This window comes from Mesonia sp. HuA40, from assembly GCF_008017835.1.
GTDB lineage: Bacteria > Bacteroidota > Bacteroidia > Flavobacteriales > Flavobacteriaceae > Mesonia.
Genome location: NZ_VRLT01000028.1, coordinates 178,112 through 198,440 on the forward strand (window position 1 = coordinate 178,112; position 20,329 = coordinate 198,440).

The following is a 20,329-nucleotide window of genomic DNA, read 5'->3' on the forward strand; positions in this document are numbered from 1 at the left end:
AACAGAACATATGATAATAGGATTACTTTTACGCTACATAAAAACATATCAAGGAATAAATTATATTCCAATAACAAGTAAAGATAAATTTTGTGGATTTGTAGGTAATAATGGAATTGGTAAAAGTTCAGTTTTAGAAGCTCTCGATTGTTACTTTAATGACAAACAATGGAATTATAACATCTCAACAAAAAAAAGTGGTCTTTCTGTAACAACACCTTTAATCACACCATTTTTCTTAATACATAAAGATAAAATTTCAGAAGACAATAAACCAACATTAGAAACACTTAGTAATGCTATTTGGACTTTACAAGAAAGTGATATCCCAAATATCAACAGACCACATCTAAGAACTTTTCTTACACAAAGAACAGAAATAGAAAGATCGTTTAATCAAGAGGAATATTATTTATTCCCACTCGGAATTGATTATAATGGAAATTGTTCGTTAAGTATATTTAATTGTAATAAAATTGCAAGAGCACTATTTCCAGAAACTGAAGTTGGGAATCAAAATCTAAATCAAGATAATCTTGAAACACTTCTACCAATTTTAAAAGAAATAAAAAATCTTTATCAGTATATTTATATTCCAAAAGATATTGACCCTGCAACTTTCACGAAGCTTGAAACTACAGAAATACAAGCCCTTATGGGAGAAAGTTTATATGAAATTTTAGAAGAAAGAGTTCCTCATAGACAAATTTCTCAAATCAATACTAGTTTAAATCAATTTTTAAGAATATTATCAGAAGAACTTGAAGTTTATTCTTTCCGTACACCAACTGATAGACAACAAAATTTGCGAAAAATTGACATCTATAAGTTAATTATAGATGCTTTTTTTACAATTAGAAAACTGCATAAAAGACAAGGAGAACATTGGCTAGAAATAAATGATTTAAGCAGTGGAGAAAAACAAAAAGCAATTATAGAAGTAACTCATAGCTTAATAAAAAACCATAGAGAAAATAGTGATAACTTGATAATAGCAGTTGATGAGCCTGAAAGTTCGTTACATATGTCTGCTTGTTTTGACCATTTCTTGAAAATGAGTGAAATCTCAAATGAATCGCATCAATTTCTTTTTTCAACTCATTGGTATGGATTTCTACCAATTATTGAAAGAGGAAGTGTAACAGCTATTACCAAAACAGAACAAAATCATAGATTTGACTTAATTAGTTTAGCCAATTATCGAGAAATGGTTAAACAACAAATTAGAGATTCAAGAGGACAGCTTCCATATGATATTCGTCTTAAAAGTATGAATGATTTTGTTCAATCTATTGTCTCTTCAATCTTAGATGATAATCCGTTTAATTGGGTTATCTGTGAAGGAAGTTCTGAAAAAATATATTTTGACCATTATTTCAAAGATTTAAGAAGTGACAATAAACTAAGAATAATTCCAGTTGGTGGAGCAAATGAAATTAAAAGAATTTATGAATATCTTGTGGTTGCAATAGATGAGTTTAAGCGCGAAGTAAATGGAAAAATTGCTTTTATTCTTGATACTGATGCTGATTTAGTTTCATTTAACTCACAATGTACTTCAAATATATTAATCAAAAGACTGGTAAACACCAATGGAGAAACAACACTAGTTAATATTAACTCAAATCCAAAATCACCACCAACAGAAATAGAAGATTCATTAAATGGTAAAGCATTTTTTAAAGTTTTAAAAACGTTTAAAGAGGATTATCCTGAGCAACTAGATTTTGTAAATCTGGATTCTGAAAAAGAGGAAATACCTTCTTTTTTCGCTTTAGATTTAAGACCAAGTGAATATGAAAGTCTTCTGTCTTTTTTTGATTCTGACAACAACAAATATGATTTTGCTAAAAAATTCATAGAAGAATTAGAATCAGAGGAAGAATACATAGAAATGAATTGGATAGGAGAAATAAAAGCATTCTTTGAAAATAACGCAAGCTAATAACCAAGCGTTCCCCAATGAAAAATCGGGGCAAGCTGTGTGGCCGGTACAGCCTGTCTTGACTTCTTTTTTCGGGAGCCCAACACGAACGCCGTGTTGAGTAATCCGGCTGTTTGTCGGTTGGTACTTTGGGGATTAATCTATTGCTCTGCTGCTCTTTTAGAGATGATTAGCAACATGTCTTTTCTTAGCGGTAGACTTAGGATACCCAAAAAGCTTATAAATTGCACCTCTTTGCGTATTGAATGGTTTATTGCTATCCCCGCTAGTGGGCAATTACCTCGAGTTAGCCTTGTCTTATCAGCAAAATTAGCCTAAACAAGCTAATGCTGAATCTTTCTTATTAATACCCTAATTGATTCATTTGTAAGCTCCCTAAAAACAAAACATTAATTATAAAATTCTAATTTTCAATGCTATATGCGTCTCAAGCATCCGCTTTAAGCGGAAAAACCCTTCGCTTTCAAGAAGTATTTTATATCTTAGAAGTATGGAAGATTTACATGTAAGTTTTATTCAGACGCAACTTTTTTGGGAAGACCCGCAGAAGAATCGGACTCATTTTGAGGCTAAATTGGCCAACTTAGCTTCTACTGATTTAGTGGTGCTGCCCGAAATGTTTAGTACGGGCTTTAGCATGCATCCCGAACCCCTAGCCGAACCGACCAACGGCCCCAGTTTGCAATGGATGCAAAAAATGGCTACCCAATATCAATTTGCCCTTTGCGGGAGCTTAATTGTTCAAGAAAAGCAAAAGTATTACAACCGTTTGTATTTTGTTTATCCCGATGGTCAATACACGCATTATAATAAAAAACACCTGTTCAGTTTAGCAGGTGAACAGCACAAGTACTCGCCTGGTAAAGCGCTTAACATTATTACTTATAAAGGCTGGCGCATTTGCCCGTTGATATGCTATGACTTGCGCTTCCCGGTTTGGTCGCGTAATCAAGATGAAGCCTATGATTTGCTACTTTATGTAGCCAATTGGCCTGCACGCCGCACCTATGCTTGGGATCAACTGTTAAAGGCGCGTGCCATTGAAAATATGAGTTATGTAGTGGGCGTAAATCGAATAGGGCAAGACGCCAATGAAAACCAGTACCTGGGGCATTCTATAATTTGCGATATGTTGGGCCAAGCACTCACCCCCGAGAAGCTTGAAAAAGACATTAGCCAAGGAGTGCTACTAAGCAAAGAAGCATTACAAAAAGTCAGAAAAAAGTTGGGTTTCTTACGAGATGCCGATAGCTTTACCTTATATTAAATTGCTCTACCACCTCCCAGTTGGCACGTAGTTCTACCTTACCCGGCAGGTAATGTACCTTTTCGGGTTTTTGCTTTTTTAAGTAATTTCCGGTATCCCATTGCTTATTGCCGTTGGCATCTTCAATTAAACGAACATAATAGTTTCCAGGTTTAAGGTAATTAAACGCAAATGCTTTTTGCGCATTGTTTTGACTTATAGAGCGTACTACCTCATCACGATCATTAAGTACCTGCACTAGCAAAGGGTACGGCGAATCTATGCTTACATTTACCTGTAAATTGGCGAGATTATCTAGACTTGGCGTTTGGTAGTTAAAACTTAAGGTATCATTGGTTGCACCATAAATATCGGTAAAAGCGCCAGGTAAAAGTTGTAAATTGTATTTGCTGCTGGGAGCCGATTCAAAACCGAATACCCACTGGTTTTTTATAGGTTTAAAAACCGATTTAAAGGCTACTGCCGCACTGTCTTGATCGGTCAGCGAAACCTTTGTTAGATCTAAATTGGCTTTAGGTACATTGGCATAAACGCCAATACTATCTAATAAACCGATATTGGGTTTGGTAAGCGGTGTAAATTGCAAGGAGTCTTTATACAATTCTTTCACGCGGGTGTGCAAAGTATCTACTTGCTGCTGGTGGCGGTAGGCTATCACCAAACTGTCTTGTTTTAAAGCTTCTGGAACAAAATAATATAAGGTATCGGTATCTAAACTTTTGATGTAAGGCAATTTAGCGTTGGCATATGTCGGATAAATTTGGTTAATCTCTAGACTATCTGGCAATTCTCCTACATAGCCAATGCTAGCTTTTCGCGCCGATTCTTGTTTGAGTTTTACCAATTCAAAGCCAGGCTTTTCTTTAAACAAACTAAAACGTAAAGTTTTATCGGTGGGTAGGCTTATGGTATCGCTTAAAAAGTCTATTTTATCTTGGTAAGGGTTGTACAAATAATTACTGTTCTCGTCTTTTATCGCGACGGCTTTGTATTTTCCGGCACGCATATTCTCTAGACTAAACTGCCCCGTAGAATCCTTAGTATAAGCAATATAGGTGGGCGGCTTTTGATAAGGAATAGAATCGGTGTACTGCTTGTCTAAACGGTAGAGCATTACCGCTACAAAAGCATCTGTCTCTCTTTCTAGCGCATTTCTTACACTGCCGCTAATTTGCAAACTATCCAATTGCGCTCCGGTAGAAAAAACATACTTAAAAAAAGGCAACGGATTTTCTTCATTATGATCTACAATGCTATTCCCAAAGTTTACCGTGTAGGTAGTATTGGGCTGCAACAGCGTATCGTTAAATTGAATGCGGATGTATTTTTGCGGATTGCCTAGCGGACTCAAAGTAGGTTTGGGATCTAGGGGCGGTGAAAAAATAACTTGTTTTTGCGCATCTTGCAATTTGATGAACTCATTGAAATGGATACGAATTTCCTCAGCTTTAAAATTGGTGGTAAAGTTCCCAGGATTGGCGCGTAGAAACACCGGTGGTATGGTATCTTTCTCACCGCCTGTTGGCATCCCGCGCTTGGCACAATGCGTAAAAGCACTTAAAGCCACCAGTGCCAAAACCATATAAACCCATTTTTTACTCATCTGCTCTCCTATTTTAAGCAAAATAACAAAATAAGCCTTTATAATACTTCATTTCTTGTCTAAAAAATAAACTCTACCAGCTCAAACACCTTTAATAAATAATCTCTTTTCGCTTTAAGCGGATGTAGAGGCAGAAAACAGAATATTTTCGGGATTCGTAAAAGACAACGATAATGTATAAAAATTTTATTTATTTTAGTGAAAATTTTGACAAAAATGCGTACTTATTTTTCAATTATTTGGATTTTAACACTGGCATCAAATTGTCTAGCCGGCAATATCGAATTCAACAAGTTGCAAAACCCTGATAGTTTACTTGACCAAGAGAGATATAAATTAGCTATTGAGGCTTATTCCATTCTGTTACAGGCAGACAGCCTCCATTCAAGTCAGGAGATTGAGTATAGAATAAAAAGAGCTTATGCTCGGGGACAGTTCTTCCAAGAACAATCAAACTATGAAAAAGCCAATGATTTCTACGCCCATGCGCTGAAACTTCTAGAGCAATCAAATATAAAGTTAAAACCAACCTTTCTTATAGATGTTCATAACGCTTATTATCATTCATTAGCTTACGCCGGATCATGGGATAAAGCGGCAATTATAGGAAAACAAGGTCTTCCCTTATTAACCAACCAACCCAACGATAAAGCTAAGGCAGATTATATATATGATTTAGGTTATATTTATGACCGTTTAAAGCAATACGCTTTAGCTATAGAGTATTATAATCGAGCTATTGAGTTATATGAAAGTTTTGAACAAAAGAACTATTTTGATATAGGATTGGCTTATAATAACTTAGGAACTGTCTATAGGCAAATTAATTTTTTCAAGGAAAGGCAAAATAGTTTACAAAAAGCTAAGTATTACTGGGAAAAGGACAAAAAGATAAAACCTCATTATTTGGTTACCTTGTACAGCAACCTAATTAAACTATATATTGAGTATGGTGATAAAGAAAGGGCAAGAGAGATCTTTAAGGATTTGCAAGCAATAAACATCCAAGCCTTAGCTGCTCAAGATAAGCTGAACCTCTACCGAAGCAGCATTATGTTTTACGTAAATAATGATTATTTAAAGCGAGCCGAAATCACCCTAAAGAAAAGCCAAAAGTTATTCCATGAACTAGCAACCTCTCAACAACAAAAACACATACATCAAATACTTGCCAGTCAACTCCTACTAGTCGATGCCTACACTGAAGGGAACCAACTAGAAAAGGGGAAAAAGATGCTAAGCAAAATAACTCCCTTAGCCCAGATTCATAAGCAGCATTATTATGAAATGCTAGCCTTTACTAAGCTGGCTAACATCAGCATCTTAGAAGAGAATTTTGAGAAAGGAATTAGCCTCCTAAATCAGGCTTATGCCATACACAGCCTATATCAAATAGGCGCTATCAACGAATCAAATATCTTAATTAAAAAAGCTAATCTAAGGCTAAAAACCTTTGAATTTGAGACGGGAGAGAAGGAAATACAGGAAGCCATATACAAGTTAACCAATCAACAAACGAATCAAGCATTTCAAGTAAATATAAACCATTTTAAAACGCAAAATAATAGTTACTATGTAAAAGCACTAAAAGGGATAGCCGACTTTTATTGGGAACTCTTTAAGAATACTCAAAACCAGCAACACATCAGTAAATCGATACATTTTTATGCTTTGGCCGCAGCCACTTTTGGTTACTATAATCAAACGGAACATTACAATCATAAACTTCATCAGATGAATCGGGAACTAACAGAATCTATATTTAGAGTATTTACTAGCCAAAACAAGCCTATCTGCACCGATTTATTGACACAACTCGAAGCTAATGAATCTCAACTATTACGTTTAGAATTTGAAAAGAAAAACCTCGAGTTTATTGCTTTAAGCCCGCAGACCATAACCAAAAATAATCTTTTGCGCTATACTTATACCCATCAAGATAATCTATCAGATGAATATAAAGCCGCCTTAAAAAACCAAATTGCCTGTTTGCAGAATACTATTGATAAAGAATCTCCTGCTTTTTCATATTTTTTTAGAAGTCAAATTAGTATAGATCAACTACAAGGTATGCTTGAGCCCGAAGAAGCTATTTTGAAATATTTTGTCGGATTTGAACGCATTTATTTGCTTTTACTAACCAAAAATCAACATAAAATTATTGATTTAGCTAAAAGCAAGCAAGTAGAACAATCGATTTTACGGCTCCTTAGTAAACTTGAAGAACCACGATTTCAGACAAAGGCAAATATACAAATGCTAAGCAACTATCTTATTGCTCCTATAGCAGATGAAATTACGCTTTACAAAAAACTAAATATTATTCGTCCAGCAGAATTACACGCAATTCCCTTTGAAATTTTGGAATATAATAATATTCAAATTTTAGATCAATTTGCTTTAAGTTATGAGTACTCTCTAAGCATTTGGAAATTTATACGCGAACATCACCTTAACCATACGCTCGATCAAGAGCTTTTAGCGGCTTTTTCGCCAAATTATTACCAACCCGAACATAGAGATGAAACAGATAAGACTTGGAGCAATCAACGGTTCACTCAGTTACTAGGAGCAAACTTGGAAGCAGAAAAGATAACCCGTCAATTTAGGGGTGCATTATTTAAAAATGATGCCGCCAGTATTGATAATTTTATAAAAAACAGTAATAGGTTTAAAATTCTTCACCTGGCCATGCATGCCGTTCTAAACGAAGAAAACCCTCAAAAATCGGGTTTGGTATTTCAAGAGAATGATGTGCTGTATTATTCTGATTTATATAATCTATCTATCCCAGCAGAACTGGTGGTGCTTAGTGCGTGCAATACAGGTATAGGTCAAATGAATACTGTGAATGAATTTAAAAGCCTTGCCCAATCATTAACCTATGCTGGAGTGCGTTCAAACATACACAGTCTTTGGGAAGTACCAGATAAAGAAACAGCTGAAATAATGATAAATTTTTACACCTTTTTAAAGAAAGGAGTAGGTAAATCTGAGGCTTTAGCGCAAGCTAAAAGAAAGTTCTTAAAAAACAATCCGTTGAAACAACACCCATATTATTGGGCAGGATTTGTATTGCAGGGCGATAATAAGCCCATAATAAAAAAAACAAATCCTTTATATTATATATTAGGAATTATTGGGGTTACTAGCTTAACCCTGCTATTATTTCGCCGTAAAAAATCAAGGTAATTCTTGCAGTAAATCTTTTGCGAATTGCGCCATGGGGGAGTCTTTAGTTTTTAAGGATTTCAGAATCGCTTTTGATTCTTTATAACGTTTATTTTTGGCGTAGGCTAAAGCCAAGTACCAATTGTTTGCGTTCAATAATGCATCCTCTTTTAACTCACTTTTCAGTGCAATGAACAAATCTATTGCTTCGGCATCTTTGTCTATTGCCAAAAGGCTAATTGCCTTATAAAAACGTAGGTATGGCTCTCCTTTTAATTGATAAGCTTGTTCAAACAGGGGATATGCCTTATTATATTCTTGACTTTCGTACATATAAAAGGCTAAAGCTACAGGATTATCAATTTCTGCATCAGAGCGGGTTACTATTTCAAAATGATTAGGGTAGGGCTCAAAATAGGTTGTAAAATAATCTTGAGTCGTTTTAAAAGGATTAAGAAAGAAATAAGAACTGCCTAGAATAACTAATATAACAGCTGCATATTTCAGTATAGAACGCAATTTTAGTATTGTCGAAGGTTTGGACTTACTCTTATCTAAATTTTGCAAACGAGCTTTTATGCCGCCTAATTCTATTTGGGCAATCCCTTGTTGAATTTCAAGCTCACTATAAAAGTCTTCGGCAAATTCCGAGTTTTCTTCGAGTAATTTTTGAAACTCCTCAAACTCTGATTGACTTAAGCCTTGTGTAAAATACTTATCTTTTAATTCTTCTTTATTCATTAGGCTTGCAAATTAATTCTTTTAGCTTCTTTAAACATCTAGATTTTTGACTCTTAAGAACATCTTTTGAACTGTAGTTTAAATGCTTAACAATTTCGTCGAGCGAGTAAGACTGATAATAAAAATAATTCAATACTTGCTGGCATCTCTCGCCCAGTTTATCCCAAGAAGCTTTTATTTGTTCTGTTCGCTCTTCTTGCAAATCGGTTTCAAAATGCATTAATTCCTCTGAGTAGAAAATATGTTTATCATTTATAGTGATTCGTGGTACTGTTTTTAAGTGTTTATAAATCTTAAATTTTCCTATAGAAAATAAATAAGTCCTTAAACTACAATTAAGTTTATTTAGCCTACCGCTTTTTACATTCTGGTAAAAGCTAAGGATTACATCTTGATACATATCCTCCACCTCATCTTCTTTTAAACCTAACTTATAAGCAAAGAGAAAAAAGGGCTTCTTATGCTCTAGATAGATACCATCCAAGGTTTCTAGCTCTCCAGCTTTTATTGCATCAATCAAAAATTGTTCTCTAAGCATTTATATATTTTTCACCATAAAGTAAACAAACCACAAAGTTAAACTTTTTATAATGTGTTCGACTAGCTTTCACTGCATCCTAAAAAAATTATAACAATTTGTTGTTTACCTTTTTAATTTTCTGGTATTAATAAGCAAATAAACAATCTAAAAACACTAAAAATGAAAAAACAATTATTTTTTCTAAGTCTATTTACAATTCTTGTTAGTTCAAGTTTATTGGCACAAAAAAACACAAAAATTGGAGCTTTTATGGCATACGGATCCGAGATTGAAAACCTAGGATTAGGCCTAAACGCAGAATTTGATTTAACCGAAAAACTAGCCCTTTCGCCATCTTTCATTTATTACCTACCCAAAGATGAGTATGGTTTTAAAGTGAATTGGTGGGAGTTGAATGCCGATGCTCATTATTATTTTTTACAAGAAGAACAAATAAATGTTTATGGATTAGGTGGGCTAAATTACAGCCACATTAAAGTCTCTTATGAGAATGCTTGGGGTTATGGTGGAGATTACTCAGCCTCAGATGGCAGATTTGGTTTAAATCTAGGAGGAGGTATCAATTTTAATCTAAACGAAAAATGGATGCCATTTGCTGAAATCAAATATGTATTAATCGATGACGGTCAACTTGTATTGGGTGCAGGTATTAAATATGTCATCAATTAAAAGTTTACGGCCTCGCCTAAACTTGCGAGGCTAGTTTATTACTCAAATCAAAACAAAACTTTATGAAAACAGCAATTCATTTGATAAACTATAAAACAATTAGTAGAGGTATTAACCTCGTACTTTTGATGACAGTTCTAAGCTTAGGCAATAGTCTATGCGCTCAGACCTTACGATATGTAGATACAACTGGCTCAGATTCCGGGAATTGCGATCAACCTGGAAATGCCTGCGCCACTATTGGCTACACCCTAAATCAAGCCAATAATGGAGACACAATAATCATTGCCTCAGGTATCTATACAGAACAATTGCACATAAACAAAGACATCACCCTTAAAGGTGCGGGTAATACGCTCCCTGGAGGAACTGTTATACAGGCACATGCCGTAAAAGGTCAAGCTAGTTTTAGGGTGATTACTAATACAGTCTCTAATCAACTTAATATTGAAGATCTTGTCATACGCAATGGCGTGATGGGCATAGGTGCCGGTTTATATGCAACAAACCAAAGTGTAGTAAACTTAACCAACGTAAGCTTTTTAGACAACCAAAGCACTTCTTCAGGTGGAGGTTTTTTCATCGGTAGTTCGGGAACTGCTTTTCTCAATAACGTGTTATTTTTAGATAACACTGGGGGTTATGGAGGCGGAATGGCCAATAAGGGTACCGCCACTTTAAATCAGGTAGTATTTGATAATAATATTGCAACGGTATCAGGTGGAGCATTTTATAGCCAAGGGGTATCACATCTAACAGACATTCAGTTTTTAAATAACAATGCTGAATATGCAGGAGGGGCATTGGTGGCCGATGGCACCTTAAATTTAAATCAAGTCAATTTTATAAATAATTCTACAAACCAAAGGGAAGGAGGAGCTATCATGGCGGCAAATGCTACAGCAAATTTACAACAGGTAGATTTCATGAATAATAAAGCAGGTGTAACTAACCCAAGTCAAGATCATGGCGGTGCTCTGTATATAAAACAAAACAGTGACTTTACAATTATTGATGCCAATTTTGTTGATAACGAGAGTTCCGACGGATTAGGTGGTGCCATAGCTGCTTACGATAGTGAACTTGCCATCTATTCTAGCAATTTTCAAGGCAACATAAGTAAGGAAGGTGGCGCCCTATTTGCCGATAATGCTATTATTCAAATTGACACTTGTGATTTTAAGAGCAACCAGAGTTATCTTGCTGGTGCAATTATGTCAGAATCTAGTAATTTAGATATCATCAGTTCTGCCTTTACAAACAATTCGGCAACGGGTCAATCTGCTGGAGCACTTTTAGTATACAACCAATCGACTTGTACGATAAAAAATAGTTTTTTCAATGATAATAATGCTCATTTCTACGCTGGAGCCATAGCCAATGAAAACTCTACCATGCTAATCAACAACACGCTTGTAGTAGGAAATGTAGCAGCCGGTAGTGGTAGTGGCATTGCTAATGCCGGTAATATGCAATTGAGTAATCTCACCATATCTCAAAATGGAGATCCAAATAATACCGGTGTGGGTGGTATTCTTAATTTATCTGGCAACCTAGATATCGTAAATAGCGTTATATGGGAAAACTATGGTAGTATAACCGATATAGGCAATGGCCCAGGAGCAACGCTAAATGTAAATTACTCTATTTATAATCAAACCACCTCCTATAACGATGGTGTACTCAACAGTCAAAATTGCCAATCAACAAATCCAGGTTTTGAAGACAGCTCGAACCAAGACTTTCAATTAAGTTCTAATTCTATCGCTATTGATGCAGGTGATCCTAATACTGACTTGAACCAGTTTGTTACAAATCAGCAAAATATTCCTATTGATTTAGCTGGAAATGAACGAATAATAAACCAACAAATTGATATTGGTGCCTACGAGTACAACAGCCTTTCAACCGCACATGAACACAATGCTTTAAAAATTCAAGTATACCCCAATCCGGTTGTAACCGATGTGAACATATTTTATAATGGACCTATTTTAAGTAGCCAACTATATAATCTCCAAGGGGTTAAATTAAAGGAATGGAAGAACCAGAAAAAACTATCCTTAGAAGGTTTACCTACCGGAACTTTCTTATTAACCATTAAGACTGCAAATGGAGATCATAGCAGCATAATTGTAAAACAATAAACTAATTTATATGAAAACCAAACAGAACAATTTTTTGAAACTAATTTTTTTATCGGTAAGTTTTGTCTTTATGACAAGTTGTGAGGAGGATGATTCTCCCGTAGAACCTGTACAAGAGTTATTACCGCCAATTGTCTTAGATTGTGATTCTTTTAAGGAAGATCAAATATTGACGGATGACCCCTTGCGTCCGGTAGATTTTGTTGTAACTTGTTGGGCAACTGTCAAAGGCAACCTACGCATAGAACCTGGTGTGGTTATTGAATTCGAACGCCATGCTGGGCTTTATATCGCTAATAAAAGTAAGGAGTTACAAATAAAAGGTACGCCAGATCTACCAGTAATATTGTCTGGCACCGAAAAACAGAAAGGCTTTTGGCGAGGCTTACTCTTTGCAGAATCCCATAATTTAAATAACCTTATTGAACATAGCATTATAGAATATGCTGGCTCACAAGATTTAAAACCTACTTCACCTATTTATCGCGGCAGCCTTGCGGTACAAGGGGTTTCTGGGTCCACTCCGCAAGCCTTAAATCTTAGAAACGTTGAGATTAGTAACAGCGGTAACATAGGTCTAGATCTTCATGGAATATCCAAATCGGCTAAAGTGACTACAGAAAACCTTAACCTTACAAAAAACAATGGGGTTCCTGTTCAAATTTCAGCTGAAATGACCCACATTTTAGATGGTAGTTCAAATTTTCAAGGTAATGTAAAAGATTTTGTAAATATTACAACAACTAATTATGAGCTACAAGAGCAAAATGTAAGCTGGAAGAAACTTAATGTACCTTACTTAATTGATGGGCGTGTACATATTAAGAAAAACGGGCACCTTAATATAGAAGCTGGAGCCAATCTTGTTTTTAGAACAAATGCATACTTACAAGTAGCACCTTTATTACCTCCCTATCAGGCAAGTCTAAAAATAGTAGGAAATAGTGGTGAACCAGTTAGTCTCCAAGGTTATGAATCAAATTTCTGGGGTGGTATTTATTTGGGGCATACACAAGAAGATAATAGAATTGAACACGCCCACATCAAAAACGCTAAAGGTGATTTTCCTGTAGGTAATCTACAAGATAAAGGTGCAATTTATCTTCATGCTCAACCTAAATTACAAGTACTCAATAGTGTCTTTGAAGACATTCCTAACTGCGCATTTTACGGATATGGTACAGATCCTTTTGAAAATCTCACAGTAAACAATTTAAACTTTATAAATGTAGCCAGTGAGTACTGTGCGAATTAGCCTAGTATGCAAGTTTAAGATGGCTTGTGTCCATTTTAAACTTGCATCTTTAATATAAATATCATGAATAAAAATAATTCTATCAGACATTTTAGCTTTTGTATCTTATTATTCTTTTATGGCGCAATTTTATACGCGCAAAAGTTGAATTCCAAAGACCTAATTGGACAATGGTACGTTGAAGGTACTTTGATGGGAGATCTTGACGATCACTGGCTTTTACCCCATAATCAGTCTAATTCTAATTGCGGACAAGACTTTAACGAATTTTTAGAAGAAGGTAAAGGAAAAGAAGTACGCTTTGATTTGAAATGCAAACCTAAAAAAAAAGCTTTTTCATGGCAATTAAATCAAAATCAACTTACGCTTACTCGAGGGGCAAAAACAAAAGAATTTGAAATAGAACGCTTTGAAAACAAGCAATTAATTTTAAGTCATAAGATAAAACCGAAGTCCCCCCATAAACAGTATTTTGTTTATAGTATTAAAGAGTCTCCATAATTATTTGGAGAAATTAAATGGATGAAAAAACTAAGCAGATCCTAATAAATTAAAAAAATGAAACTAAGAATTAAAATCCTATTTAGCCTGTTGTTATGCGGCCTACTATCTTGCTCAGATGATGATGACAATTCAAGTAAAAAAACGAATGAATTACCAAAAAACAAAATTAGTTTTGAAATAGAATCTACTAAAAATCAAAAAAAACAAGGCGATTGCTTTATCGTCGTCGTAGAAGATTACACCTATATGATTTCTGCACATGACGGTAATAACATGGAAGATCAAAGTTTTAGCTTGCAATTTTACAAATCTTTTGATCAAACTATTTCCGAAAACCCACCAGTTGGGACATATCCCATAAAAGGGATTCCTGATTTAACCGAAATCGATGGATTTTGGGTTACATACGCCGATTTGGAAACCGATCTAGAATATAATAATAATTTAGATGGCCAAATAAAAATTACTCGTTCCGATAATCAAATTTTAGAAGGGAGTTTTAGTTTTGAGGCGACTAATTATGAAACCGGCGAAAGTATAAAAATAATTAATGGTAAGTTTACTACTGAAGCTTTTTAATATATTTTCTATAATAGACAATAAGAAAGGCAGGCGCAATTTGCACCTGCCTTAAGAGCGTTGAAAACTGCAAAACTAACTACGCTCAGGTTTAAAATAAGGCTCTTTCTGGGTAATCGGTTATAATCACATCAACTCCCCAGTTTTTCATCTGCGCAATCTGTTTTTTTTCATTTACGGTCCAGACTACGGCCTTCATGCCTTTATTTTTAATTGCTTCTACATCCTTTACGGATTTGAGCAACTCAAAATGCACAGCATAAGCTTGGGGTCTAAAACTCAGTTTAGCTAAATTCTCGTCCAAATTCCCTTTGCCAACCAAATAATTCAAAGGCATATCAGGATAATTTTCGTGCAGATATTCCAACACAGCCAAATCAAAAGACTGCAGCTGCACACGGTCTATCATTTCTTTATCTTTTAAGGTTTGCATAAGTAGTTCTACAAAATGGCCTGGCTTGGGTTGGTATTTCCCATAGAGATTCGGACTAGATTTGAGTTCTATATTAAACTTAGGTTCGGGTAAATTAAATTGTTCAGCATATATATTAAGTGTATCAATAAGTCCTACCAATGTTGGTTTGTAAGTTTTGGTTGGTTGTTGACTTTTAAACTGCGGATGAGGCAAATTACCCGCTACATACGTTTTAATACTATCGGCTGTCATAGTAAATAGATTATAATTTAGCTGATTTGCCTCATCTATAACCCCACCGTCTGGAGTATTCATAAGAATATGATGCATATAAGGCTCGTGAGATACAACCACTTGATGATCTTTTGAAATTACCACATCAATTTCGATAAAATCTACTTTTTTCTTTAAGGCACTAATACAGGCCGGAATAGTGTTTTCAGGGAAACTCCCACGATCTCCTCGATGTCCGTGAATCTCGCCTTTATACTTCGACAAATTCTGAACCTCTGACGGTAAATCCGAAGACTTTTTCTTACAAGATATTGCCACTAAACAAGCATATATTATTAAGGCCACTACTTTAGTTCTCCTTTTATTCATAGTCATTGTTTTGCGGAGTTTCAATATTATAGACACTCTGTGCGTAATGCACTTGGCCATATCTATCGGTAGCTCGCACCTCAATTTGATGCTTCCCAATAGTTAATTCAGCTGGCAACTTGGCATACCATAAATGTGTACTAGGAATAGCATTACTACCTCGTTTACCCGGCATTAATTGGTTGGCATAATCACGTTTAAATAAGTTTAACTGGTAGCTAGGATCTAAAGTAGGGGTAAAACGCATAGTCTTCCACTTACCTGAATCAACTCTATACTCCACCAAATCTGTTTTACTCCCCATAAAGAAGTTGGCGAACAAGCCTGCATGAGTTTTATTTGCTTGTGCTACAACTTTAGGATGATATAATTCTATTTGATAGCTAATAGGCTGCTCAGCCACTTTGTATTGAATGCGGTATTGGTTAGCATCAAAATGAATATATGCATAACCTTTTGGGGTGCCATCGCGCATGGTAGAAATAGGCACACCATCAATTACAATTAATGCAGCATTGTTACTCGGATCTAAAGAGGCGTTACCCCGCAAAACAATTTGCTGGGAGCCCACAGGCCCTCCCAAGCCATTTATATTAAGTCCGGGCACCTTACCTCTAAGCGCTTCAGACCAGTTGTTTGGCCTAGCTGCTGTTAATGATTCGTTTGAGATACTTTGTTGGGCATAACCCAATTTTTTTTCTTCTCGTTTAATTCCGAGCGCGGTTATAACCACCTTGCTAAGTGCATTGTCTGATTCTTGTAGCGTTACCTCGAGTACTCGATTGGTCTCTAACTTGATAAGCTGGGTCTCAAAGCCCATGTATGAAATTTGAATTTCAACAGGAAAATTACTCACTTCTAAGCTAAAGTTGCCATCAAAATCGGTGGTGGTTCCTACCCCACTAGACTTAATCAAAACACTGGCTCCAGGCAACGGAATGTTCTGGCTATCGCGCACATTGCCCTTTAAAATAAGTTGTTGCTGTTCTTGATATTTTACACTAATACTATGCTGATAAAGATGAAAAGTGTATGGAATTAAATTCTCCAGTTGTTTTAAAACCGATTGAATATCCATATGGCTGATATTAATGTTGTATTTAGCTGCATCTTGAGTAATTTTAGTATCATAAATAAAATTATATGCCGTTTGTGATTCGATGGTCTCAAAAATCTCTATTCGGGTTTTATTCCTTATAGCGAGATCAATAGCACTAACACTCTTTTCGGCAGCAAGCGAATTGAATGTATTTATTCCCGGCAGCAAAAGGCATAAACCTAAAAATAAGTAAGGTAGTTTAATTAATTTTTGTAATTTAGTTTTCATAGTTTAAATAGCTGATTTTAATGGCTGTTTGCATATTTATAAGCCCAAACTGTTGCAGCAGTCTTGGGCTTTTTTGGTGGGCTAATTCTTAGTTCTCTATTACATAATGATTGGGTTTTATTAATTTTATATTTAAATTATAAATATGGCTTAAGGAGGCCAACACCTCTTTAAGTTCAGCTTTTTTGAATTTTCCAGAAACACGGTAGTCTTTATCTAAATTTTTGCCCAGCTCTATTCGGGTATTGTACCATATTTCAATCTGCTTTATGGCCGACGATAACTTTTGGTTTTTTATTATTAACCAATGTTGTCTCCAATTCTCATTCGTATTTACCACTCGCTCGCATCTCCAAGTTGATTGCTCCCAAACCAAACGGTCTTGCGCCTCTAGTACAATAGACTCTCCTCCTTTCTCAACCTCAACACTACCTTCGGTAACTTCTACAACCAAGCGCTCGTTATGGTAGGTATTTACGTCAAAAGAAGTACCCAAAACGCTAATTTGCGCTTCACCGGTCTCTATAGTAAAGGGTTTTAAACTATCTTGGGCAATGGAGAAAAACGCCTGACCATTAAATTGGATCCTGCGCTTATTTTTAAAATCTTTCGTGTAGCTAAGTTGAGAAGCCGAATTCAGTTGTATTTCTGATCCATCTGGAAGTATAAAAACTTTCTTTTCACCTTTTTCAGTTATCTGATTTGTGTTTGTTTTGATTAAAAAATGAGGTAACATAAAAATCAATATAAGAATAGCGACCATCGCAGAAGCTATTACTACTCTATTGCTACGTACTTTGAGTTGTGGTAACCCCTTTTTTATTCGCATCCAAATACGCGCATTTGCAAAAGGTCTCTGCTTAATCACTATAGAAGCATTTTGCTGTTCTCTCAAAAAAGCCTCTACTTGTCTCCTTTGCGCGTCAGTACAACTACCCTCAAGATAGTTTCGAATTAGTTTTTTAAATTGTTCGGGCTTCAAATTACGGCTTCTTTATTATAAGTCACTTTAAAAGCAGATTATACGTAAGTAAAAATCTAGTCTTAACGCTTTCTTCATAATCCCCGTTCTGTCTTAATAATTTATTAATATAAAGGCGAACCAAATCGAAAACTCATTTAAATGACGCAAGGCCGCTATGGCATTGCTAATGTGTTTCTCGATAGTACGTACCGATAAACTTAACTCTTCAGCTATTTGAGCGTGACTTAAACCTTGCTCTCGGCTCATTTTGAATACTTGCCTACACCTTGGGGGTAATTGATTGATAGAACGATGTGTAAGCGCCAGCAACTCTTGGTATTCTAATTCTTGCGACTCTTCTTTTTCGGGTATCAATTCTATATACCGCTGCTGCAAATCGGTAAATTCTCTTTTTCGTAATTGATTTAGGACTTTGTATTTTACCGCTTTGATTAAATAGGACTCCAGGTGTACAATACGCGTCTCTCGATTCTTATAGTAAAGGCTTATAAACACCTCTTGAACCATATCCTCACATAGCATCTCATCTGGACATACCTTGTAAGCATACTTGTATAAAGCTTGCCAGTAGCGAGAATATATTTCAGCAAAAGCTAATCTGTCGTCTTTCACAACCAAACTCAATAAATCTATATCGCTAAGTGTTTTGTAGTTATTGCGTAACACGGATATTGTCTTTCTACAAAAAAAAGGTATTTCGTGTTGCCTTATATCAAGAAAAGGTAAAGAGATGCTTAGCGCAATATGAAATATACCCCAGCAATGTGTAGGCTATATTAAGCCAATAACCCAGCAAAACCTATTTTCTAATTTTTTATAAGCCAAACTGCAACAGCCTAACAATCCCAAAAACAAATTCTAGCCGAACAAATAATAATAAGTTGCCGACGAATGGATAGCTTATTCAAAAGCTTTTTTATAAATTTTATACAATTCTCTAAAAAATATTGTACAACTTTTATAAAAATATTGTACAACTTTTACTTGAAAATTGTACAATATTTTAAATCGAGCTGCAAGGCTTACATTTACAAGCCTTGCAGCTTAGATATAAAGAACGGCAACTTTGGTATTTTGCCTGCTTAGTTGCTATGAAGTTTCTTTTATTTTATACCCATTTTGTCGCTAATTTTTTTTCTAAAACCAAAAACACCAGCGCTTTTAAAGCCTGGTGTTTGATAAACAGTTGGTAAGACGCGACTCACTCCATTTCGGCTACTAGTTTTTTCAGTCGGGTATCTAATTTATGAATGATTTTCTCTAAGTTACCCGAACGCCCTTTCATCTCAATCACAAATTGAGTCAGTTGACCATCGGCTACCTCGGGGGCTTCACCCTCAAAACTAATTTTCACACTAATTCGCGCATCGGCAGCATTACCTTCAAAAGCAGCGCGTAGTAAATCATAATCGATGTTTTTGAGCTCTTCAAGGTTGCCAGTTTTAAACGCAAACTTACTTACCACCGTAGTTGAGGTTTTTTGGTTTTCAGGCGCTTGTTCTTGAGCCATTATGCTACCTGAAAGGATAAACAATAAACAAAAAAGTAATTTTTTAAGGTTCATAGGCGTTGGATTTTTATACTATTTTTTTTTAAAAGGTTTCAAGGTTGATACTGTTTTAGCTCAAGGCGGATAAGGTTTAGGTTGAATTAAAAAAAATTAAAGCTTGTCTACCATCTACACGTTTTTAATTTGTTTTAATGGCGAATACAAAAAGATTCAAACACCACCCAAACAAAAAGGTTTCGCCGTATGCAATAATTATCGAAGTAATTTAAGCAAAAAATAGCTAATGAAATCTATCAAAGCTATTTTTTAAAATGTAAGGCTTGATTTTTATGCGAGTGTTCATCCGCTTTAAGCTTTAGCTCCTTATCTATATAACTTTTTAAAAATAAAGATGCCGCTAAATCAAAAAACCCCCCAAGCGCAAATGCACTTGGGGGGAACAGACTATGATTTCAAAAAAATAAGCGGCTTAGTTCACCATAAAGTGAGCGCCTTCGCTATGCGTGTGCCCGTCTTCATCGGTTAGGCTAATGCTATGGTGGTATTCACCCGGAGTCGCATTTTGCGAAACGACTAAGTGTTTATGAAAATGAGCAGTGGTCCCGGTATAATTGCTGAAATTTTAATCAACTCCCCAGTTTAGTTGGTTCCCTGTTGGGTTAAGACCGTGACCGTGAATGTTCACATTAATGTTTTGAATACCGTGGGTACTCGTAATATCGGCTTTGGCATGCTAATCGCTACCCGCCGTTACATCCTCTATGTGCAAATTACTAATGTTAATCTCATCTTCGTGGTTGTGAGCTTCTCCCAAAACAATAGCTACATAAGCTTCAGACTGGTTACCGCCTTCATCAAGCACAATAATACCTAAGTGGTAAGTTCTTGGAGTAATGTTTAAAGGCACATCAATATGCTCATGCAAATCAAAACTTTGTTGACCTGCTTCTAAATAAGGAATTACAAAGTAGCGCTACTCTTAGGTTGTTTTTAGCAGTTACAAAAATCAACTAAAATAGAGCCATGCTCGGGCAAAAAACCTAAAGCCAAATGCATAAAAAACCTTG

Annotated in this window: 17 protein-coding genes and 1 pseudogene; 8 read left to right on the forward strand and 10 right to left on the reverse strand. The window is 35.5% G+C overall.

Features of this window, described 5'->3' with window-relative positions; translation table 11 throughout:
* Nucleotides 1-10 precede the first annotated feature (10 nt).
* Both FT993_RS06130 and FT993_RS06135 read left to right on the forward strand, forming a co-directional pair.
* A complete protein-coding gene (locus FT993_RS06130) occupies nucleotides 11-1,945 on the forward strand; it encodes an AAA family ATPase (protein WP_147861660.1) in 1,935 nt (644 codons plus the stop codon).
* Nucleotides 1,946-2,435: 490 nt separating this feature from the next.
* Nucleotides 2,436-3,212 carry an amidohydrolase gene (locus FT993_RS06135; RefSeq protein WP_147861661.1) on the forward strand — a complete coding sequence of 259 codons (777 nt, stop codon included), beginning with the start codon at nucleotides 2,436-2,438 and terminating at the stop codon, nucleotides 3,210-3,212.
* Here FT993_RS06135 and FT993_RS06140 read toward each other — a convergent pair.
* On the reverse strand, nucleotides 3,199-4,815 hold the full coding sequence (locus tag FT993_RS06140; RefSeq protein WP_147861662.1) for an Ig-like domain-containing protein: 1,617 nt from the start codon (nucleotides 4,813-4,815) through the stop codon (nucleotides 3,199-3,201). The genes FT993_RS06135 and FT993_RS06140 overlap by 14 nt on opposite strands.
* Before the next feature lie 216 nt (nucleotides 4,816-5,031).
* Between FT993_RS06140 and FT993_RS06145 the strand changes: the two genes are divergently transcribed.
* The gene (locus FT993_RS06145) at nucleotides 5,032-8,007 is read left to right on the forward strand and encodes a CHAT domain-containing protein (RefSeq protein ID WP_147861663.1); all 2,976 of its coding nucleotides are present in this window, start codon (nucleotides 5,032-5,034) and stop codon (nucleotides 8,005-8,007) included.
* On the opposite strand, the gene FT993_RS06150 is transcribed toward FT993_RS06145, so the two are convergent.
* Complete coding sequence (locus FT993_RS06150) at nucleotides 7,999-8,727, reverse strand: hypothetical protein (RefSeq protein ID WP_147861664.1); 729 nt, start codon at nucleotides 8,725-8,727, stop codon at nucleotides 7,999-8,001. The genes FT993_RS06145 and FT993_RS06150 overlap by 9 nt on opposite strands.
* Complete coding sequence (locus FT993_RS06155) at nucleotides 8,720-9,265, reverse strand: RNA polymerase sigma factor (protein WP_147861665.1); 546 nt, start codon at nucleotides 9,263-9,265, stop codon at nucleotides 8,720-8,722. Before FT993_RS06155 ends, FT993_RS06150 begins: the two co-directional genes overlap by 8 nt.
* Nucleotides 9,266-9,427: 162 nt before the next feature.
* Between FT993_RS06155 and FT993_RS06160 the strand changes: the two genes are divergently transcribed.
* The 5 genes from FT993_RS06160 (at nucleotide 9,428) to FT993_RS06180 (ending at nucleotide 14,422) form a co-directional block, all read left to right on the forward strand.
* Entirely contained in the window at nucleotides 9,428-9,937 is a 510-nt protein-coding gene (locus FT993_RS06160) for an outer membrane protein (RefSeq protein WP_147861666.1), read from the forward strand.
* A 62-nt stretch (nucleotides 9,938-9,999) separates the two neighbouring features.
* Entirely contained in the window at nucleotides 10,000-12,084 is a 2,085-nt protein-coding gene (locus tag FT993_RS06165; RefSeq protein ID WP_147861667.1) for a T9SS type A sorting domain-containing protein, read from the forward strand.
* A 10-nt stretch (nucleotides 12,085-12,094) separates the two neighbouring features.
* Nucleotides 12,095-13,339, forward strand: a complete 1,245-nt coding sequence (locus tag FT993_RS06170; RefSeq protein WP_147861668.1) for a hypothetical protein — start codon at nucleotides 12,095-12,097, stop codon at nucleotides 13,337-13,339.
* A gap of 63 nt (nucleotides 13,340-13,402) precedes the next feature.
* A complete protein-coding gene (locus FT993_RS06175) occupies nucleotides 13,403-13,840 on the forward strand; it encodes a hypothetical protein (RefSeq protein WP_147861669.1) in 438 nt (145 codons plus the stop codon).
* A 57-nt stretch (nucleotides 13,841-13,897) separates the two neighbouring features.
* A complete protein-coding gene (locus FT993_RS06180; protein ID WP_147861670.1) occupies nucleotides 13,898-14,422 on the forward strand; it encodes a hypothetical protein in 525 nt (174 codons plus the stop codon).
* A gap of 91 nt (nucleotides 14,423-14,513) precedes the next feature.
* Here FT993_RS06180 and FT993_RS06185 read toward each other — a convergent pair whose 3' ends face one another.
* The 7 genes and pseudogenes from FT993_RS06185 to FT993_RS06215 all read right to left on the reverse strand — a co-directional run bounded on the left by FT993_RS06185 (nucleotide 14,514) and on the right by FT993_RS06215 (nucleotide 20,223).
* Nucleotides 14,514-15,440, reverse strand: coding sequence for a glycerophosphodiester phosphodiesterase family protein (locus FT993_RS06185; RefSeq protein WP_187240765.1), 927 nt, complete (start codon nucleotides 15,438-15,440; stop codon nucleotides 14,514-14,516).
* Nucleotides 15,433-16,767 carry a calcineurin-like phosphoesterase C-terminal domain-containing protein gene (locus FT993_RS06190; RefSeq protein WP_147861672.1) on the reverse strand — a complete coding sequence of 445 codons (1,335 nt, stop codon included), beginning with the start codon at nucleotides 16,765-16,767 and terminating at the stop codon, nucleotides 15,433-15,435. Before FT993_RS06190 ends, FT993_RS06185 begins: the two co-directional genes overlap by 8 nt.
* An 88-nt stretch (nucleotides 16,768-16,855) precedes the next feature.
* Nucleotides 16,856-17,749: a FecR family protein gene (locus FT993_RS06195; RefSeq protein ID WP_147861673.1), complete on the reverse strand. Its 894-nt coding sequence runs from the start codon at nucleotides 17,747-17,749 to the stop codon at nucleotides 16,856-16,858.
* A 93-nt stretch (nucleotides 17,750-17,842) separates the two neighbouring features.
* Complete coding sequence (locus tag FT993_RS06200; protein ID WP_187240766.1) at nucleotides 17,843-18,418, reverse strand: RNA polymerase sigma factor; 576 nt, start codon at nucleotides 18,416-18,418, stop codon at nucleotides 17,843-17,845.
* Between the two features lie 535 nt (nucleotides 18,419-18,953).
* On the reverse strand, nucleotides 18,954-19,316 hold the full coding sequence (locus tag FT993_RS06205; protein WP_147861675.1) for a hypothetical protein: 363 nt from the start codon (nucleotides 19,314-19,316) through the stop codon (nucleotides 18,954-18,956).
* Between the two features lie 415 nt (nucleotides 19,317-19,731).
* Nucleotides 19,732-19,851 (reverse strand): annotated as a pseudogene (locus FT993_RS12580) (DUF4625 domain-containing protein); the annotation flags it as partial.
* Nucleotides 19,852-19,995: 144 nt separating this feature from the next.
* Nucleotides 19,996-20,223: a DUF4625 domain-containing protein gene (locus FT993_RS06215; protein ID WP_147861676.1), complete on the reverse strand. Its 228-nt coding sequence runs from the start codon at nucleotides 20,221-20,223 to the stop codon at nucleotides 19,996-19,998.
* Nucleotides 20,224-20,329: the final 106 nt, after the last annotated feature.

Bases quoted from the DNA above. Each gene is read 5' to 3' on its own strand.
- FT993_RS06130 (WP_147861660.1), top strand. From the start codon at position 11: ATGATAATAGGATTACTTTTACGCTACATAAAAACATATCAAGGAATA.
- FT993_RS06135 (WP_147861661.1), top strand. From the start codon at position 2,436: ATGGAAGATTTACATGTAAGTTTTATTCAGACGCAACTTTTTTGGGAA.
- FT993_RS06140 (WP_147861662.1), bottom strand. From the start codon at position 4,815: ATGAGTAAAAAATGGGTTTATATGGTTTTGGCACTGGTGGCTTTAAGT.
- FT993_RS06145 (WP_147861663.1), top strand. From the start codon at position 5,032: ATGCGTACTTATTTTTCAATTATTTGGATTTTAACACTGGCATCAAAT.
- FT993_RS06150 (WP_147861664.1), bottom strand. From the start codon at position 8,727: ATGAATAAAGAAGAATTAAAAGATAAGTATTTTACACAAGGCTTAAGT.
- FT993_RS06155 (WP_147861665.1), bottom strand. From the start codon at position 9,265: ATGCTTAGAGAACAATTTTTGATTGATGCAATAAAAGCTGGAGAGCTA.
- FT993_RS06160 (WP_147861666.1), top strand. From the start codon at position 9,428: ATGAAAAAACAATTATTTTTTCTAAGTCTATTTACAATTCTTGTTAGT.
- FT993_RS06165 (WP_147861667.1), top strand. From the start codon at position 10,000: ATGAAAACAGCAATTCATTTGATAAACTATAAAACAATTAGTAGAGGT.
- FT993_RS06170 (WP_147861668.1), top strand. From the start codon at position 12,095: ATGAAAACCAAACAGAACAATTTTTTGAAACTAATTTTTTTATCGGTA.
- FT993_RS06175 (WP_147861669.1), top strand. From the start codon at position 13,403: ATGAATAAAAATAATTCTATCAGACATTTTAGCTTTTGTATCTTATTA.
- FT993_RS06180 (WP_147861670.1), top strand. From the start codon at position 13,898: ATGAAACTAAGAATTAAAATCCTATTTAGCCTGTTGTTATGCGGCCTA.
- FT993_RS06185 (WP_187240765.1), bottom strand. From the start codon at position 15,440: ATGAATAAAAGGAGAACTAAAGTAGTGGCCTTAATAATATATGCTTGT.
- FT993_RS06190 (WP_147861672.1), bottom strand. From the start codon at position 16,767: ATGAAAACTAAATTACAAAAATTAATTAAACTACCTTACTTATTTTTA.
- FT993_RS06205 (WP_147861675.1), bottom strand. From the start codon at position 19,316: ATGAACCTTAAAAAATTACTTTTTTGTTTATTGTTTATCCTTTCAGGT.